Consider the following 17,473-nt stretch of genomic DNA (forward strand, 5'->3'; position numbering starts at 1 on the left):
ATTTTTTATCAGCAAAACGACCAAGAAAGATAGGGTATTTTATCAAAATCTGGTTGATTTGTCTGTGATATATTGTGGTTTTATTGTTATAAATCAGTTTGTTGTATGGTTTTTAAGGGTTGACTAATTACAGAAGATTCCATGAAACATTGAAATACAAAAAACCAATGGATGTGCACCAAGAAAGTATAAAATTAAACCAGAAAAAAAAGAGGGATTCTTGAGGTTTGCTATATAAGAAAATTTAAAAAGTTGTCAAAGGTTTTGGGGTGATGTAGTAGCTTATAAAGCACGAGGAAGGAAATCCTGCATTAGCGCTAATTAAAACATTTGTTAAGGTCTTTGCAGATGTGCAAATTACAACGGATTAACTTCTCATTTACTTATATATAACTCTGCTTCAATTACTGCCGAATCTTTATTGCTAGTTGAATTTAGTTGTGTGTCCAACACTTGACGATAGGTACGACTAATAACGCTGAGTGTTTTCTCGTGTCGAGAAAATAAGGTTTGTGCTTTGATATGGGTGTCGTTGATATTAACATCAGCTTTAAGTAAAAAATAGCTACTTTTAATGTCAATTAACGGACTGAAAACTGTTTTGACTTGTTCCAAGGTAAGCCCACTAAGCGCTTGATGTATCGCTCTGTATGCTTCTTTAAGTGAATTAAAAGGTCTTTTTTCTGCAATCATCTCTGCAGATGACAGGGATAAATCTGGATACAAAGCGGCAATCATCTTCTTTTCAGCGGTGTTGATATTAACCTTGGTTTTGATACTTGTAGAGGCATAAATATAAGGCTCTATTGTTAAATAATCTTTAAGCGTGATGCCTTCAACCAATTTGAGTTGCGAGATATGCTCAAACCCTTGCAACAACGAGTGATTGTTAATATACTCAAGGATTAAATCAACCATAAAATCTTGATCTAAGACAGTGTTAAGTGTGTTTAAAATACGACTGTACTTTGGTACAATATTAGCCTGATTGTCTTTGAATTTAAATGTATCATTGATATTAAAACGCGCTTGAAAATCAACTATCGTGCCATTAATTGTACCATTAGGCACTGAAATTGGAGGAATTTTCTTTGCCCAATCCTCACTTAAATCATCGACTTTCTTATCCTCATCTTCTTTCAAAATACTTCGCACCCAAGTCTCTATACTATAAAGGTAATTAATGGCTTGATTAGTGTAAACACTATTTTTAGTATTTTTTAAACTCAGTGCTTGTTGTTGCCACATTAGGTTCACCGCCAGAGTAATCATAGCGACTATAACTAATACACTAACCAACACCACGCCTTTTTCATGAGATTTTTGCATCATTGAATTGCCACGATTTTTTTAATATTACCCCAATAAGGATGGGTAAATTTAATTTCAATGGCTTTTAAATAGTTTTTGTTGTTTTTGTCCTTCCAAGTGGCATGCCATTTATTGGTGTTATCTAGCAACCGTATTTTGAACACCTTAACCCCTTCTAACAGAATCAATTCTGCTTTTTTATCTAGACTAGAGACTTCCTCTCGCCTGACGGTATTTTCACTAAACTGATACTGAATATCAAGTAAAGTATCGTTCTGCACACTACTAAGACGGATAGATTTTGTATTCAAAACAATCTTTCGATGCAAGGTTTGGGAAAAATCTCGCTCAAAATACAGCAAGATTTTTTGTAGTTGCATTAAGTTTTGGGTGTGTTGTTTTTGTATTGATTGATGCTTAAGCGTACTGTCCAGTGCATTATAAGAGATGAGACTAATCACAGACAATATGGCTATTGCAATGAGCAGTTCTACTAAAGTGAAGCCGTGTTGTTTCATTTTTCTAAATATAACACCAAGGTGGCAACCGATTGCTTGTTATCACGCTTTTCAATACTTGAGTAAAGGGATAAATCGGTTTTAATAATATCTTTGTTGGGCGTTGTTTGTGTATTCGTTTGCCAATACCAAGTTTGCTTACCCATCTCATATTCACCAGATTGATAGCCCATATTGGGTTTTAACCCTATACGCTTATCCACACTTAAATTACTAATGACTAAATTTGCCAGTGTTTTTTGTTGAAAATAAGTGATACTATTGGCGTTTTGCTGATTGGCTGTAACTAAGGCACTAAGCGACACAGCCACGACAACCAATGCAATTAAAACCTCAACCAATGTAAAGCCCTTAACTTTCATCCGCCTTAACTTTGGGCATCACACCCGTTTTAAAAGTGACGGATTCGCCATCTTGAGACAAAATAATAGTCGCATCTGTTATAAATCCATTGGGTAGTATTTCAATTACCTCAACATCGCAGACAACGCTACGAAGTTTAAATTTCAGTACTTCAAGATGTTGACTAGGCTGCCATAATGATTTTTCTGATAACACTTTTTCTTTACCTTCATTTATTTCTGGCTGAAAACTGAGCGCCTGTATATTATCCTTGCTCACTTTTAAATATATAGGCTGGTTGTATAATTGCACATGATTCTGCACAAGCGTAATGTGTTGTTGCATCTTGGCTTTTAACTTATTTACCTCAGAAGGACTAGCAATATTAATGCTCAAAGTAACCAAACTTGCCAAAATACCCACAATCAAAACCACCACCAATAACTCGATCAGCGTAAACCCCTTTATAAAGGGGCTAGTGTCAATTATATTTTCTTTTTCTACCATCCTTTCGGTCTACCTCTGTTTTTTCTGATTATATTATAGCCTGTTAAGTTTTTTATCTACACTATAAAATCTTCATTAACTATAGCCAGCCATACCTTGATTAGTTATTCTACGAATGTGGTCAATCAACTTAATATCAGGCTCTTATCCAAAACGCAACCAGTATTTTTGCTACTCTAATTAGATTTGTTTCACCTAAAGAGACCTTTGCATAAATATGAATAATCATCAAAAATCCACTTTTCACCCGCTTGGCGATTTTTTAAACCCAGCCTTAGCCCTGCTAGGACAAGGTTTAATAAAATCACCAATCTGGCAAAAATTGAATTTTGCTAATCATCCCTATTTTATGCAAAGGTCTCCTAAAGACAAATATTCCTCATGCGGTAAACAAAGATTAGAGGCTTTTCCCAACGCATTAATTTGATAACTGGAAAAGGAATAATTGACAGGATCACTAACCATACCAGCACGCACTGCACCTAAATACAAAAAACAGCTATAAAAAGATCTTTGCATAAATATGGATGATTAGCAGAACACAACTTTTGGTAGCAATCTCTATCAGTATTGGTAAATGTTAAGAAAAGTGAAAAAACACAACAAACCCTTTTGCATTAAGGTTAAAATACTCATCTTAATTTTGGTAAAATCCTATAAAACCTTGCTGAAAGCCACTTCTAAGCCGTAGGTCAAATGTTCGAATCATTTTAGGTGTACCACCCAGTTTATGGCGGGAATAGCTCAGTTGGTAGAGCCCCGGATTGTGATTCCGGTTGTCGCGGGTTCAAGACCCGTTTCTCGCCCCATATTTAAAAGCTTGTAGCAATACAAGCTTTTTTTGTTTTGATGCAATCACTACTTGATTAGAATATTCTCGATTTTTAATCATCGCTTGCCAAGTATCTGATATTAACAGATGTTGCTCGCAAATATCAAGGTGTTTAAATAAAAATCTTGTGTGTATTTCTACGAGTATTATTTAAATTTACGCAAAAATCTCCAGTATAATTTAAAACAATATCTTTTAAGGAGTTTACGCATGGATTTTTTAATACATAACTGGTTATTAATCACAATTATTGGGGTTTTGATTATTTGGATTGTTAACATTTATAACAAATTAGTTTCTTATAAAACCCAATATCAAAATGGTTTTGAGCAAATCTCAGTGCAGCTCAAACGACGCTTGGATTTGATTGGAAATTTGGTTGATGCAGCCAAAAAATACATGGAACACGAAAAAGAAACGCTCATGGCAGTAACACAAGCAAGGTCTGGACTTTTACAAGCGACACAAGCAGCTGAAAGCAATCCAAGTGATGCCAGTGCCATGGCAACATTAGCAAGTTCGCAAGTGGCATTAGAAGGTGCGATGGGTGGATTTAACTTAAAAATGGAAGATTATCCAGAGTTAAAGGCCAGTGAAAATATGATGCAGTTGTCAGAGGAATTAACCACAACAGAAAATCGAATTTCCAGCGCTCGTCAAGGGTATAACGATTTGGTACAAAAATTTAATGAATACAAAAAATCTTTTCCCAATGTTATTTTTGCAGGGATGTTTGGTTTTGGTGCTGATGCACAAAATTTAGAATTTAACGAAAGTATTCAGCAACTTAACGAAGCGCCAAAAGATTTATTTAAATAGTGATTTTTAAATAAATATGGACTTTAGAGAACACCAAGACCGTGCTAGAAAAAATAGCCGAATTATCTGGTTTTTGTATATTTTATTGCTATTGGTTTCTTCCTTTTTAATCGGCTGGACTCTTGCAGTTGGGCTTAATTTGGCAGAGCTTTATCAACCTGGTTATGAGCAATATAGTTTTGGACAAAAATTTATTGCCAGTAATGTTCGTGCTTTTGATGACAAACACATTCAAATTTTAATCGGTTTTTCTGCAATTGCCTTTATTGTCCAAGGTTTGACCACGGTATTTGGCTTTGTCAAAAAATCAAATGGGCACAAAGTTGCGCTTGCTTTTGGTGGCAGCCTATTAAACGAGGACACAGCTGATTCTTTGGCACAAAAACAAGCCTTAAATATTGTTACCGAACAAGCCTTGGCAGCCAGCATACCAACCCCCAGTTTATATCTTATTCCAGAACAAGGTATCAATGCTTTTGCCGCTGGAAAATCTAGCAAAAGTGCCATAGTCGCTATTACCCAAGGGGCATTGGATAATTTTAACCGCAACGAACTTTCAGGTGTTATTGCACATGAAATAGGGCATATTACCAATCAAGATATTAAATTAAATATTCAAATATCTGCTTTTGTTTTTGGCTTTACCGCACTGTTCTTTTTAGCAAGATTCATCTTTTATAATGCGATATATAATCGTAGAATGGATGGGCGTGCCAAATTGGTTATGTTTGCTATGGCAGCCGTTATTGGCATTATTGGTGCACTCACTGTGTGGCTTGGCAGGATTTTACAAGCCGCTATGAGCAGACAAAGAGAGTATTTGGCTGATGCTTCTGCGGTGCAATTTACGCGTTATCCTGAAGGTTTGGTGCAGGCCTTTGAAGTGCTGGAAAATGGAGGAAAGTCAAGTGTAATGGAAAATCCTTCTTCTAAAGAATACGCCCACGCTATGATGTTCGGCATTGGTGGTGAGTTGTTTGCTACACACCCGCCACTTAAAGAACGCATCGCTAGAATTCAAAATAGAAAAACAAATGTCAATTGATATTAAATCTAGTGCTGAAATAGCAAAAATGCGTGTTGCTGGTCGCTTGGCAGCGCAAGTGCTAGATATGATTACGCCTTATGTCAAATCAGGTATTAGCACCGATGAACTAGATAAAATCTGCCATGATTATATTGTCGATATTCAGGGTGCTATCCCCGCTCCGCTCAACTATCATGGCTTTCCAAAATCGATTTGTACCAGTATTAATAATGTGGTGTGTCACGGTATTCCGAGTGAGAAAAAACTAAAAAAAGGCAACATTGTTAATATTGATATTACCGTGATTAAAGACGGCTATCACGGCGATACTTCTAAGATGTTTATCATTGGAAAATCCAGCGTTAAGGCGCAACGCATTTGCCGTATTGCGCAAGAATGCTTATATATTGGCATTGAAAAAGTAAAACCCGGCATTCATTTAGGTGAAATTGGCAAAGCTATTGGCAGCCATGCGATTAAAAATAATTGCTCTATTGTGCGTGATTATTGCGGACATGGTATTGGCAGTGTGTTTCACGCCGAGCCGCAAGTGGTGCATTATGACGATGGCAATGTGGTTAATAGTGCAATTCTTGAAGCAGGTATGTCGTTTACCATTGAACCAATGGTAAATTTAGGTGGTTTTGAAGTCGTCACCTCAAAACTTGATAGTTGGACTGTTACCACCAAAGACCGCTCCTTGTCAGCACAATGGGAACATACGATTTTGGTTACCAAACAAGGTTATGAAATCCTCACACTTAGAGACGAAGAAAGTAATGCGCCTGTGCTAAAATGACTTTTTTATTGAGATTGTTTTAAACCGTTGAAACGCTTACGAAATTATTTTATCTCTGGTCTGCTTTTTTGGATTCCATTAGGTCTTAGCATTGTTGTTATCAAATTCTTTTTAGAATTGATCGATAACCTCATTCCTACCCAATACCTACCAGAATCCTTATTTGGTTTAGACAACGCTATTCCTGGGTCTGGCGTTGTTTGGATTATACTAATTATGCTTATTACTGGCGCTTTGGTGAATAATTTTATCGGGCGTAAATTGATACAACTCTGGGAAAAATTACTCAATAAAATTCCAGGTTTTAGGGGAATTTACAGTGCGCTAAAACAACTTTCAGACACAGTGCTCAGTCCTTCTAGTGAAAGTTTTAAAAAAGTATTGCTGGTTGAGTATCCACGCCGAGGTATGTGGACTATTGCTTTTCAAACAGGCAGTTATCATGGCGAAGCAGAGAAAATAATCGGGCAAGAAATTGTTAATATTTATGTGTCTACCACGCCCAACCCAACTTCTGGGTTTTTTATTATGCTGCCAAAAAAAGACACAGTTGAGCTAAATATGAGCGTCGATGACGCATTCAAATTAATTATTTCTACTGGTGTAGTAACGCCAAACTAAACAAACATAAAAGGAAAAAGAAAAAGAAAATGATGAGAACACATTATTGCGGTGAATTAAATAAAGAAAATATCGATCAAACTGTTGAAATTTGTGGCTGGACTAATCGTCGTCGCGACCATGGCGGGGTAATATTTTTAGATGTGCGTGATAAGCGCGGCATTGTGCAAGTGGTGATTAACCCAAACAACCAAGATTTTGCTTTGGCTGAGACCATTCGCAACGAGTTTGTGTTAAAAATCACGGGCAAAGTGATTGCCAGAGATGACAATCTTATCAACTCAAAACTTGCAACAGGTGCGATTGAAATTGTGGCTGATAAGATTAAAATTCTAAATACTTCTAAGCCAGTGCCTTTTCAGATTGATGCGGTGGATACTTCAGAAGAGGTGCGCCTTAAATATCGTTTCCTAGATTTACGAACCAATGTAATGCAACAGCGGCTAAAACTGCGCTCAAAAGTAACGCACTATATGCGTGATTTTATGGAAAACCATGATTTCTTAGACATTGAAACACCATTTTTAACCAAGGCAACCCCTGAGGGTGCGCGCGATTATTTGGTACCTTCACGCACTTATCCAGGCGAATTTTTTGCCCTGCCACAATCACCGCAATTATTCAAACAATTATTAATGATGTCGGGTTTTGAACGCTACTATCAAATCGTTCGATGTTTTAGAGATGAAGATTTGCGTGCCGACCGTCAGCCAGAATTCACCCAACTTGATGTTGAAACCTCATTTATGAACGAAGATGAGATTATGGCAATGATGGAGGAAATGACACGAGGGCTATTTAAATCAGTAATTAATGTAGACTTAGATAGTAAATTTCCCACCATTACCTACGCCGATGCGATGGATAAATACGGTGTTGACCGCCCTGATATGCGTATTCCACTTGAGATTATCGGCATTGATGAGCTACTTGAAAACATTGAATTTAAAGTCTTCGCTGAGCCTGCTCAAAACCCAAATTCTCGGGTTGCAGCAATGAAAATTACTGGCGGCAGTAGCATTTCACGCAAACAAATCGACAACTACACCAAATATGTCAGCATCTATGGCGCTAAAGGCTTGGCATATATAAAGATGAACGAAGAAGGTCCTGCTTCACCCATCTTAAAATTCCTTGGTAAAGAAGTTACACAAAACATCGTTGATAAAGTGGGTGCAGAAACAGGTGATATTATTTTCTTCGGTGCAGATAAAATCAAAGTGGTTAACGAGGCGTTGGGCAATCTGCGTGAAAAAATCGCCAAAGATTTAGACCTATACACCTGTAAATGGGCACCAATTTGGGTGGTTGACTTCCCTATGTTTGATGAAAATGACGACGGCTCTTTAAGCGCTATTCATCATCCATTTACCGCACCAAGTGTTAATGCTAAAACCTTAGAATCAGCCCCAAATACCGCCCTATCTCGTGCCTATGACTTGGTCATTAACGGTTCTGAAGTTGGTGGTGGCTCTATTCGTATTCACCAAGTCGAAATGCAACAAACCGTGCTGAAATTATTAGGTATTTCCGATGAAGAAGCACAAGATAAATTCGGCTTTTTGCTCAATGCCCTAGAATATGGCTGCCCTCCTCACGGTGGTATGGCATTTGGCTTAGATCGTTTGGTAATGATTATGACAGGTAGCGATTCTATTCGTGATGTGATTGCCTTTCCAAAAACTCAAACTGCCGCTTGCCTGCTAACCAACGCCCCTGCCAGCGTGCCAAACAAAGTGTTAAGGGAATTAAGCATTAAAGTGAGTTTGCCTGAAAAAGATTAATAAAGTGTCAATCCAAGCACAAATCAAATCTGCATTACAGGCTCAAAATGCCGTATTGGTGGCGCACTATTATGTGAGTGGCAATTTGCAAGATTTGGCGCAGGAAACAGGGGGATTGGTCTCTGATAGTTTAGAGATGGCACGATTTGGGCAAAACTGCGATGCTGACACCATTATCGTTGCAGGCGTTAAGTTTATGGGCGAAACGGCAAAAATCCTCTCACCTGAAAAAACCGTTTTGGTATTGGATAAAAATGCCACTTGTTCGTTAGATGAAGATTGCCCGATTGAGGATTTTTCAAAATTTTGCGACCAGCACTCCGATAGAAAAATCGTGGTTTATGCCAACACTTCAGCTGAGGTTAAAGCCCGTGCTGACTGGGTAGTCACCTCAGGCAGTGCACTCAAAGTGGTAAAACATTTACACGAACAAGGGCATAAAATTCTTTGGGCACCTGACAAGCATTTAGGGCGTTATGTGCAAAATGAAACAGATGCAGATATGCTACTTTGGCAAGGTGCGTGCGTGGTACACGAGCGTTTTAAGGCAGATGCCTTGTCAGCACTTAAAGCAAAACACCCACAGGCTTGCGTGTTGGTACATCCAGAATCCCCACAAGCGGTAGTAAATTTAGCTGATGTAGTTGGCTCAACCACGGCGCTGATTAATGCTGTCAAAGACCGAGAAGAGCAAACCTTTATTGTGGCAACAGACAACGGCATTTTCCACAAAATGCACGCAGTAGCACCACATAAAAAACTCATAGAAGCCCCAACTGCAGGCGTAGGTGCGGATTGTGAAAGTTGTGCGCATTGCGAGTGGATGGCGATGAATACACTGGAAAAGTTATTAGAAACCCTAAACAACCAGCAGAATGAAATTAAAATTGACAAAAACATCACTCAACAGGCACAACATTCAATACAAAAATTACTAGATTTTACGGAGAAATAAAAAATGGCAGGACACAGTAAATGGCACAACATTCAACACCGAAAAGGTGCGCAAGATGCCAAACGAGGCAAAATTTTTACTAAACTAATCAAGGAAATTGTTATCGCTGCCAAAGCAGGTGGCGGTGTAATTGAAAATAACCCTTCTCTTAGAATGGTAATTGACAAAGCCTTGGCAGCGAATATGAAACGAGATACCATCGAAAGTGCCGTTAAACGAGGCAGTGGCGACCTTGATGGCGAAAATTATTACGAAGTGCGTTATGAAGGTTACGGCTTGGGTGGCACAGCTATTATGGTAGACACCCTGACGGATAATCGCAATCGCACCGTGGCAGATGTGCGCCATGCTTTTTCTAAACATGGAGGCAATTTGGGCACAGATGGTTCGGTGGCTTATTTGTTTAAAAAACAGGGTTTTATCAGTTTTATCTCAGGTAATGAAGATCAAATTATGGAAGTGGCACTGGAAGCAGGTGCACAGGATATTATCAATAATGACGATGGCTCAGTCGATGTAGTTACCGAACCCGAAGATTTTTTCACTGTAAAAGACGCACTTACCGATGCTGGACTTGAGTCAAGCCATGCCGAAGTGACTATGGAGCCTGATAATCGTGTCGCACTTAATCTCGGCGATGCAGAAAAATTCATGAAACTCATCGACCGCCTAGAGGACTTAGACGATACACAAGAAGTCTATCACAACGCTGATATTTCTGATGAGGTTATGGCACAACTCTAAAGTAGTTTGTGCAATAAAGGTGATGTTTAAATGAAAAACCCATTTTCTAAACTTGAAAGTTGGCTGCAAAATATCGCCCTAGAAGTCAAAATAAAAAACCTTCTACAAGCAAGCAAAAACCACATAAAACGCTACTATCGTAGTTACCATATTCCTTTTTTATATCATTGGATTATCACTTGGCTGGGTTATTGGCTATTATGCTTATAGACAGAGTCCACTTTTTTACAAATAGAAGACAAGAAAACAAATGACATATTTATTTACCGTAAACCACTATGATTAAAACTATTCAACACATTCAAGCATTACGAGGCTTTAAAAAAGCAGGATTAAACAAAAAACTTTCTGCATTAGGGGTGCAACTTATTGACACAGAGTTTGTGCATTTTGCTAATTGCGATAGTGCGCTGACGGCGACTGAGGCTGAGATGCTGGAGGCATTGTTAAGTTATGAAGAGCGAATTGAGATAACAAGTAGCACGCAAATCATCATTATGCCACGCCTTGGTACGATTTCGCCTTGGTCATCTAAGGCAAGTGATATTTTGCATTTGTGCGGGCTTAAAAAAATCAGCCGTATTGAGCGAGGGATTGTTTATCATTTTGATAAAAAAATCACCAATAAAAAAGCCGTTTTAGCTGTCATTATGGACAAAATGACCGAGTCAGAACTTAGATCAATAGAGGATGTGCACTCGATTTTTGATGATTTTGAGCCACAGGCTTTTAGCAGTGTTGATATTCTGTCTGACGGAAAATCTGCACTAGAACACGCTAATACTACACTAGGTTTGGCGTTATCGAGCGGGGAAATTGATTATTTGCTAGAGAGTTTTAGCCAATTAAAACGCAATCCAACCGATGTGGAACTGATGATGTTTGCGCAGGCAAATTCTGAGCATTGTCGACACAAAATTTTTAACGCCGATTGGACTGTCGATGGCGTAGCACAAGCAAAAAGCCTGTTTGCTATGATTCGTAACACTTATCACCAGCATCCTGAGGGTTTGCTCAGCGTCTATTCGGACAACTCTGCGGTAATGGCAGGCTATCAAGGTGAGCGTTTTTATGCTGATGAAAATGGCAAATATGTCACCTCGACAGAGCATAGGGCGATTTTGATGAAAGTGGAAACCCATAACCACCCTACTGCCATTGCCCCACATCCAGGGGCTGCGACTGGGTCTGGAGGCGAGATTCGTGATGAAGGTGCGACAGGTCAAGGTTCAAAACCCAAGGTAGGTTTGTGCGGATTTAGTGTGTCTAATCTTAAAATAAACGGTGCCAAACAGCCATGGGAAGCTGAATACGGCAAGCCCAGTCACATTGTCTCAGCGCTGGATATTATGTTGGAAGGCCCAATTGGTGCGGCCAGTTTTAACAACGAATTTGGTCGCCCAAACATACTCGGTTATTTTAGAACTTATGAGCAACAAACCCCTGATGGCGATGTGCGGGGCTATCACAAGCCGATTATGCTGGCTGGCGGATTGGGGCATATTCAAGAGCAACATATTGAAAAAGGCAATATTCCTGTGGGCAGTTTGATTATCGTTTTGGGTGGCCCAGCGATGTTGATTGGTTTGGGTGGTGGTGCGGCATCGTCTATCAATAGTGGCGAGCAAAATGAAGATTTAGATTTTGCTTCGGTGCAACGCGCTAATCCAGAAATGCAGCGCCGTGCGCAAGAAGTTATTGACCGTTGTGCCAATTTAGGCGATAAAAATCCTATTATCTCCATTCACGATATTGGGGCTGGTGGCTTGTCAAATGGCTTACCTGAATTGGTGAATGATGCAGGCAAAGGCGGGTGTTTTCAGCTACGCAATATCCCCAACGATGACAAGAAAATGTCGCCACTTGAGGTTTGGTGTAACGAATCACAAGAGCGGTATGTACTAGCGATTAGCAACGAGAGTCTTGAATTATTTAGCCAACTTTGCCAGCGTGAGCGTGCGCCATTTGCCGTATTGGGCGAGTCAACCAAACAACAAGAATTGATTTTAAGCGATGCTTTATTTAACAACAATCCTATTGAAATGCCGATGAGCGTGCTACTCGGCAACCCACCCAAAACCACGATTGATGCCACCACACAGCCACTTAATCCCAACACGCTAGACACAAGTGCTATTGCACTTGATGAGGCGATTAGTAGAATATTACAATTACCCACCGTTGCCAGCAAAAACTTCCTGATTACTATTGGCGATAGAAGTGTAACGGGTATGGTGGCTCGTGACCAATTTATCGGCCCGTGGCAGGTTCCAGTGGCAGATTGTGCGATTTCTACTGCCGATTACACAGGCTATCAGGGCGAAATTATGTCTTTGGGCGAACGCACACCTCTGGCATTGTGTGATGCCAATGCCGCTGCCAGAATGACCATTGGCGAAGCACTTACCAATATGCTTGGTGGCTATGTTGAAAACATTCATCATATCAGTCTAAGCGCTAACTGGATGAGTGCCAGCGGTCATACGGGCGAAGATGCCAAATTGTTTGAGGCAGTAAAAGCAGTGGGTATGGATTTGTGCCCTAAACTAGGTTTGACCGTGCCAGTTGGCAAAGATTCGATGAGTATGAAAAGTGCTTGGGTTGAAAATGGAGAAGAAAAATCAGTCACTGCCCCACTTTCCCTCATCATTACTGCATTTTCCAAAACGCCTGATGTGCGAGCACAAATCACCCCATTGCTTGACACTACGATAGAGAGTGAATTACTGCTGATTGATTTAGGGCTTGGTAAAAATCGCATGGGTGGCTCTTGCTTAGCACAAGTTTATAGTCAAATCGGTAATACTGCACCAAACCTTGATGATTCAACACTGTTTAAGAGTTTTTTCACTGCCATTAACCAACTTAATCAAGACGGTTTAATTAGTGCTTATCACGACCGTAGTGATGGCGGTGTTATCACCACCTTGCTAGAAATGGCGTTTGCCTCTCATTGTGGTTTAGACATTGCCGAGGATGATATTTACACTCTGTTTAACGAAGAACTGGGCTGCGTTATTCAAGTAGAAAACAGCAACAAAACAGCCGTAAAAAACGCACTGTCTAAGGCTGGATTAGCAGACTGCACCCGTGTTATTGCCACACTCAACAATACCGATACCTTCAATATCGGCAATTTTAGCGAAAAACGCAACACCTTACAGCAGTTGTGGAGCAAGACTTCTTACGAGATTGCCAAACTTAGAGACAACCCTGAATGCGCCAAACAAGAATTTGACTTAGTCGGACAAAACACGCTGGGGCTACAAACAAACACAACATTTGACATCAACCAAGCACCTGCCATCTTGACCCATCGCCCTAAAGTCGCCATTTTGCGTGAGCAAGGCGTCAATGGACATATCGAAATGGCAGCCGCCTTTGACAAAGCAGGATTTGAGGCAATTGATGTACACATGAGTGATATTTTAGCCAATCGCCTTTCCCTGTCCGAATTTAACGGCTTGGTGGCTTGCGGTGGCTTTTCGTATGGCGATGTGTTGGGTGCTGGGCGTGGCTGGGCAAGATCCATCCTTTACAATCCGCACGCCAAAGATACATTTGAAGCCTTTTTTAATCGCAACGACAGCTTTGCCCTAGGGGTATGTAACGGCTGCCAAATGATGTCTAATTTAGGCGAAATTATCCCCGGTAGCGACTATTTTCCCGCCTTTAAACACAACACTTCTGAGCAATTTGAAGCACGCTTTTCTTCGGTTAAAATCGGCAAAACCAACTCTCTGTTTTTTGACGGTATGCAAGGCTCCATCATCCCAGTCGTTACCGCCCACGGCGAAGGTCGTGCCATTTTTACCGGCGAGCAAAACAACAACATTGCCCTACAATATGTTGATCACCAAGGCGACGCCACCCAAGCCTATCCGCACAATCCAAATGGGTCGGATTTTGCCACGGCAGGCGTTACCAACAAATCTGGGCAAGTTACCCTGATGATGCCACACCCAGAGCGTGTTATTCGAGCCGTGCAAAACTCACACCACCCGAAAGACTGGAATGAGCGCAGCCCATGGATGAAAATGTTTGAAAACGCCAGAACCTGGATCGGATAAACAACCCTTGTCAAGGTTGAACCTTGACAAGATAGACTTTAATGAAACTACCTTATTATCAACTGATTCGCTCTAAGCGTAAAACTCTGAGTCTACAAATTAACCGTAGCGGCGAGTTGCTCGTTCGTGCACCGCAGCAATTATCTGTTAAAAAAATTGAAGCATTTATTCGAGAAAAATCCGCTTGGATTGAGAAAAAAACCCAAACACTGCGAGAAAATGCACAACCAAAACCCACTTATTTAAACGGCGAAGTGTTCCTATATTTGGGTAATTATTATCCTTTAATACGGGAACAAGCTCCAAAAAACAAACTTGAATTTGAGGGAAAGGTTTTTAAACTGAGTAGCGCAGATAACGGTAGCACAGAGTTTCACCGCTGGTATAAAGCCTCATTTAAGAAAATCGCCCTGCCTAGGCTTGATTACTACGCCGATTTGCACCAGCTAAACTACCAAAAAGTGCGGCTAAAATCACAAAAAACCTTGTGGGGATCGTGTAGTAGCGCAAATAACATCAATCTAAATTATTTACTGATTGGCGCACCAATCTCAGTTATTGACTATGTTATTGTGCATGAACTGGCGCACATTAAGCACAAAAATCATTCAAAAGTATTTTGGCAATTGGTTGCGTTCATCCTGCCTGAGTATAAAACTGAAAAACAATGGCTAAAAGACCACGGTCACAAACTTCATAACCTGTAATTAAGCATTAAACTTTTCTACCGCTGATTCCATCTCACCTTTAAGCGTGCCCATTTCTGCCATTTCAACAATAATATCGCCGCCACCCATTAACTCAGAGTTGAAATAAATTTGCGGGAAAGTTGGCCAGTCGGCAAAAGCTGGTAGATTTTTCATCACCTCTTGGTCGTCAAAAATATTCACATATGAAAACTCCACCCCTGTAGAGGCGAGTGTTTTCGCCGCAGTTGATGAAAAACCACATTGTGGGAATTGAGGCGTGCCTTTCATATATAAAACGATTGGTGCGCTATCCACTTGTTTTTGGATTCTCTCTAATACATCCATGATTTTCTCCTTAAGCATAAAACTTCAATATTTTATACCGTTTATAAAGCGTAATAACATTAAAAAAGCGTTAGAAAGTGTGGGTATTTTTGGGATTAGGGTGTTTTGATTGCCTGAGAAATGGTATATTTTTGCCCTTGCTTGAGTTTTTTGTAGTTACCAAACACGGATTTAAAGTTGTCTTTGACAAAATGCCGCAAGCCATTAATAGTCACAAAAGTAATTCTGCCTCCTGGCTTCAGTGCATCATAAGCATCATACAAAATAATACTAAGCTGTTCTCTACCCACTTTAGCGGGCACATTCGAGACAATTTGGTCAAAATAATTATCCTTATTAACCCCCAAAAACGCATCCGACAAAATCGCCTTAGCATTGTCAATACGATTCAGTTTGGCGTTAATATTTGACAACTCAACAGCCACAAAATCCTTGTCCACCATACACACCTCACCTTGAGGACAAGACTTTGCCAGTGCCAAGCCAATCGGTCCATAACCACAACCAAGGTCAAGACACTTATCAGCCTCGCTCACTTGCAGATATTTCATCAACAGCACTGTGCCATCATCAATCGCACGAGGCGAAAACACCCCCCAGCGGGTTTTAAGCGTCAAATCATACCCCAACAAATGAGCCTGGACAGTTAAATCTTGCTTGAGTTTGGCAATATCATTACGAAAAAACATAAAATAGTATTTTAATGGTAATTGTTAAGGGTTAACTATTAATTATTAATTATTAATGACAAATGATTATCCGGCCACAAAGAGGCAAGGCTTGCTTCTCGCTCTTTAGAAGAAAGTGCAATGCGTGGCCAGTAAAGTCATTAACCTGAATACCAATAAAAGTGGCACAACCTTTACCATTACTGGTAGCGCAGACCAAGCCAGTTTTACCCTTAGTGGCACCACTATTTACGTAAACCACGAACGCATTCAATCCACCGACAACAAAGTCCATAGCAACGGCATCAAAGGTACAGTTCGTTGGAAGCTTTAATCAGGCAAAACTTGATTAATTGCCTAATTGTCAAGGTTGTCAAGGTTGAACCTTGACAACAGGGGGTAGTAGAGACGAGCCGCTCGTTTTAGGGGGAGGAAAGGGTTTGTTTTTATGACGAGATGGTGGCTTTCTTTTTCGTTTTGGCGTTAATTATCTGTGCGGCATTGTCGCCAATATGCTCTTCACCACGCACTTTTGCCAGCTCGATTTGGTGTTGTCTTTCTTTGTAACGACTGAGTTGATCTTCAGAGCGAGTGCCGTGGCAACGAGGACAAGAAATCCCTTTTTCATAATGTTGGTGTTGTTTGTCTGCCGCTGTAATAGGATAACGGCAGGCGTGACATTGGTCGTATTGCCCTTGTTCTAAATTATGCTTAACGGCGACTCGCTCATCAAACACGAAACATTCGCCCTCCCAAAGGCTTTCGGCCTCATCCATTTCCTCTAAGTATTTCAACACACCGCCGTGTAGGTGATAAACGGACTTAAAGCCTTGTGATTTTAAATAAGCAGTGGATTTTTCGCAACGAATACCACCAGTGCAGAACATTGCCACTTTTTTATCACGATATTGCTCTAAATTTTCTTTGGTATAAGCAGGAAATTCTCTAAAAGTCTCAGTATTCGGGTTAATAGCACCTTTAAAACTGCCAATCCCATATTCATAATCATTACGAGTGTCAATCAACACCACATCAGGGTCGTTAATGAGTGTATTCCAATCTTTGGGTTTCACATAAGTGCCAACTGAAGATAGTGGGTCTATGTGCTCAACGCCTAGCGTTACGATTTCTTTTTTGAGTTTAACTTTGAGGCGTTTAAAAGGTAATTTTTTAGCCTGGGAAAACTTAATTTCTAAATTGTTAAAGCGTCCATCGTCTTCAAGGAACTGAACCAATTTATCAATCGCATCTTGTGTACCAGCGACTGTGCCGTTCAGCCCTTCTAATGCCAAAAGCAGTGTGCCTTTTATTTCTAAATCCGCCATTAATGTACACAAAGGTGTACGGAATTTTTCAAAATCATCTAAACGCACGAACTGATAAAGGGCGCAAACTGTGAACATAAGTTTTTTATTGCAATAAAAGTATCTATTTTACAATGA

General features: G+C 40.1%; 19 protein-coding genes and 1 tRNA gene. 13 read left to right on the top strand and 7 right to left on the bottom strand.

All coding sequences use genetic code 11. The annotated features are described in order from the left end of the window. Positions 1-375: 375 nt before the first annotated feature. The 4 genes from gspK to CRYPD_RS02235 are packed head-to-tail and all read right to left on the bottom strand — an operon-like array spanning position 376 to position 2,678. Entirely contained in the window at positions 376-1,329 is a 954-nt protein-coding gene (gene gspK, locus CRYPD_RS02220) for a type II secretion system minor pseudopilin GspK (protein WP_171004281.1), read from the bottom strand. Then, a complete protein-coding gene (locus CRYPD_RS02225) occupies positions 1,329-1,829 on the bottom strand; it encodes a type II secretion system protein GspJ (protein WP_138145948.1) in 501 nt (166 codons plus the stop codon). The genes gspK and CRYPD_RS02225 overlap by 1 nt, the downstream gene beginning before the upstream one ends. Then, positions 1,826-2,191, bottom strand: coding sequence for a type II secretion system minor pseudopilin GspI (gene gspI, locus CRYPD_RS02230; RefSeq protein WP_138145949.1), 366 nt, complete (start codon positions 2,189-2,191; stop codon positions 1,826-1,828). The genes CRYPD_RS02225 and gspI overlap by 4 nt, the downstream gene beginning before the upstream one ends. Beyond that, positions 2,181-2,678 carry a prepilin-type N-terminal cleavage/methylation domain-containing protein gene (locus CRYPD_RS02235; RefSeq protein WP_138145950.1) on the bottom strand — a complete coding sequence of 166 codons (498 nt, stop codon included), beginning with the start codon at positions 2,676-2,678 and terminating at the stop codon, positions 2,181-2,183. The genes gspI and CRYPD_RS02235 overlap by 11 nt, the downstream gene beginning before the upstream one ends. Before the next feature lie 217 nt (positions 2,679-2,895). Between CRYPD_RS02235 and CRYPD_RS08405 the strand changes: the two genes are divergently transcribed. The 12 genes from CRYPD_RS08405 (at position 2,896) to CRYPD_RS02295 (ending at position 15,036) form a co-directional block, all read left to right on the top strand. Then, entirely contained in the window at positions 2,896-3,105 is a 210-nt protein-coding gene (locus tag CRYPD_RS08405; protein WP_171004282.1) for a hypothetical protein, read from the top strand. Positions 3,106-3,411: 306 nt separating this feature from the next. Then, positions 3,412-3,487, top strand: a tRNA-His gene (locus CRYPD_RS02245). Between the two features lie 233 nt (positions 3,488-3,720). Continuing rightward, positions 3,721-4,329, top strand: a complete 609-nt coding sequence (locus CRYPD_RS02250; RefSeq protein WP_138145951.1) for a LemA family protein — start codon at positions 3,721-3,723, stop codon at positions 4,327-4,329. Positions 4,330-4,345: 16 nt separating this feature from the next. Continuing rightward, entirely contained in the window at positions 4,346-5,374 is a 1,029-nt protein-coding gene (locus tag CRYPD_RS02255) for a M48 family metalloprotease (RefSeq protein ID WP_138145952.1), read from the top strand. After that, positions 5,364-6,155, top strand: a complete 792-nt coding sequence (gene map, locus CRYPD_RS02260) for a type I methionyl aminopeptidase (RefSeq protein WP_138145953.1) — start codon at positions 5,364-5,366, stop codon at positions 6,153-6,155. Before CRYPD_RS02255 ends, map begins: the two co-directional genes overlap by 11 nt. Before the next feature lie 27 nt (positions 6,156-6,182). Next, complete coding sequence (locus CRYPD_RS02265) at positions 6,183-6,776, top strand: DUF502 domain-containing protein (RefSeq protein ID WP_138145954.1); 594 nt, start codon at positions 6,183-6,185, stop codon at positions 6,774-6,776. A 32-nt stretch (positions 6,777-6,808) separates the two neighbouring features. Beyond that, a complete protein-coding gene (aspS, locus tag CRYPD_RS02270) occupies positions 6,809-8,560 on the top strand; it encodes an aspartate--tRNA ligase (protein ID WP_138145955.1) in 1,752 nt (583 codons plus the stop codon). Beyond that, complete coding sequence (gene nadA / locus CRYPD_RS02275; RefSeq protein WP_138145956.1) at positions 8,547-9,515, top strand: quinolinate synthase NadA; 969 nt, start codon at positions 8,547-8,549, stop codon at positions 9,513-9,515. Before aspS ends, nadA begins: the two co-directional genes overlap by 14 nt. A 3-nt stretch (positions 9,516-9,518) precedes the next feature. Further along, the gene (locus tag CRYPD_RS02280) at positions 9,519-10,259 is read left to right on the top strand and encodes a YebC/PmpR family DNA-binding transcriptional regulator (protein WP_138145957.1); all 741 of its coding nucleotides are present in this window, start codon (positions 9,519-9,521) and stop codon (positions 10,257-10,259) included. Between the two features lie 30 nt (positions 10,260-10,289). Then, entirely contained in the window at positions 10,290-10,469 is a 180-nt protein-coding gene (locus CRYPD_RS02285) for a hypothetical protein (RefSeq protein WP_138145958.1), read from the top strand. Positions 10,470-10,537: 68 nt separating this feature from the next. After that, positions 10,538-14,329, top strand: coding sequence for a phosphoribosylformylglycinamidine synthase (purL, locus tag CRYPD_RS02290; protein WP_138145959.1), 3,792 nt, complete (start codon positions 10,538-10,540; stop codon positions 14,327-14,329). Positions 14,330-14,370: 41 nt separating this feature from the next. Beyond that, a complete protein-coding gene (locus tag CRYPD_RS02295; RefSeq protein WP_138145960.1) occupies positions 14,371-15,036 on the top strand; it encodes a M48 family metallopeptidase in 666 nt (221 codons plus the stop codon). Here the strand turns inward: CRYPD_RS02295 and grxD are convergent, their stop codons facing one another. Then, positions 15,037-15,363, bottom strand: a complete 327-nt coding sequence (grxD, locus tag CRYPD_RS02300) for a Grx4 family monothiol glutaredoxin (RefSeq protein WP_138145961.1) — start codon at positions 15,361-15,363, stop codon at positions 15,037-15,039. Positions 15,364-15,458: 95 nt separating this feature from the next. After that, a complete protein-coding gene (locus tag CRYPD_RS02305) occupies positions 15,459-16,052 on the bottom strand; it encodes a class I SAM-dependent methyltransferase (protein ID WP_138145962.1) in 594 nt (197 codons plus the stop codon). Positions 16,053-16,167: 115 nt separating this feature from the next. Here CRYPD_RS02305 and CRYPD_RS02310 point away from each other — a divergent pair, with 115 nt between their 5' ends. Then, positions 16,168-16,365: a hypothetical protein gene (locus CRYPD_RS02310; protein ID WP_138145963.1), complete on the top strand. Its 198-nt coding sequence runs from the start codon at positions 16,168-16,170 to the stop codon at positions 16,363-16,365. 112 nt (positions 16,366-16,477) lie between these two features. On the opposite strand, the gene trhO is transcribed toward CRYPD_RS02310, so the two are convergent. Continuing rightward, the gene (gene trhO, locus CRYPD_RS02315; RefSeq protein WP_138145964.1) at positions 16,478-17,434 is read right to left on the bottom strand and encodes an oxygen-dependent tRNA uridine(34) hydroxylase TrhO; all 957 of its coding nucleotides are present in this window, start codon (positions 17,432-17,434) and stop codon (positions 16,478-16,480) included. Positions 17,435-17,473: the final 39 nt, after the last annotated feature.

The organism is Bathymodiolus heckerae thiotrophic gill symbiont (assembly GCF_900180345.1).
GTDB lineage: Bacteria > Pseudomonadota > Gammaproteobacteria > PS1 > Pseudothioglobaceae > Thiodubiliella.

What these genes read in the sequence shown, in the direction of transcription:
- CRYPD_RS02285 (WP_138145958.1), top strand. Translation starts at nt 10,290, where the DNA reads ATGAAAAACCCATTTTCTAAACTTGAAAGTTGGCTGCAAAATATCGCC.
- gspK (WP_171004281.1), bottom strand. Translation starts at nt 1,329, where the DNA reads ATGCAAAAATCTCATGAAAAAGGCGTGGTGTTGGTTAGTGTATTAGTT.
- CRYPD_RS02295 (WP_138145960.1), top strand. Translation starts at nt 14,371, where the DNA reads ATGAAACTACCTTATTATCAACTGATTCGCTCTAAGCGTAAAACTCTG.
- gspI (WP_138145949.1), bottom strand. Translation starts at nt 2,191, where the DNA reads ATGAAAGTTAAGGGCTTTACATTGGTTGAGGTTTTAATTGCATTGGTT.
- map (WP_138145953.1), top strand. Translation starts at nt 5,364, where the DNA reads ATGTCAATTGATATTAAATCTAGTGCTGAAATAGCAAAAATGCGTGTT.
- CRYPD_RS02280 (WP_138145957.1), top strand. Translation starts at nt 9,519, where the DNA reads ATGGCAGGACACAGTAAATGGCACAACATTCAACACCGAAAAGGTGCG.
- CRYPD_RS02235 (WP_138145950.1), bottom strand. Translation starts at nt 2,678, where the DNA reads ATGGTAGAAAAAGAAAATATAATTGACACTAGCCCCTTTATAAAGGGG.
- CRYPD_RS02250 (WP_138145951.1), top strand. Translation starts at nt 3,721, where the DNA reads ATGGATTTTTTAATACATAACTGGTTATTAATCACAATTATTGGGGTT.
- CRYPD_RS02255 (WP_138145952.1), top strand. Translation starts at nt 4,346, where the DNA reads ATGGACTTTAGAGAACACCAAGACCGTGCTAGAAAAAATAGCCGAATT.
- grxD (WP_138145961.1), bottom strand. Translation starts at nt 15,363, where the DNA reads ATGGATGTATTAGAGAGAATCCAAAAACAAGTGGATAGCGCACCAATC.
- CRYPD_RS02305 (WP_138145962.1), bottom strand. Translation starts at nt 16,052, where the DNA reads ATGTTTTTTCGTAATGATATTGCCAAACTCAAGCAAGATTTAACTGTC.
- CRYPD_RS02225 (WP_138145948.1), bottom strand. Translation starts at nt 1,829, where the DNA reads ATGAAACAACACGGCTTCACTTTAGTAGAACTGCTCATTGCAATAGCC.
- aspS (WP_138145955.1), top strand. Translation starts at nt 6,809, where the DNA reads ATGAGAACACATTATTGCGGTGAATTAAATAAAGAAAATATCGATCAA.
- purL (WP_138145959.1), top strand. Translation starts at nt 10,538, where the DNA reads ATGATTAAAACTATTCAACACATTCAAGCATTACGAGGCTTTAAAAAA.
- trhO (WP_138145964.1), bottom strand. Translation starts at nt 17,434, where the DNA reads ATGTTCACAGTTTGCGCCCTTTATCAGTTCGTGCGTTTAGATGATTTT.
- CRYPD_RS08405 (WP_171004282.1), top strand. Translation starts at nt 2,896, where the DNA reads ATGAATAATCATCAAAAATCCACTTTTCACCCGCTTGGCGATTTTTTA.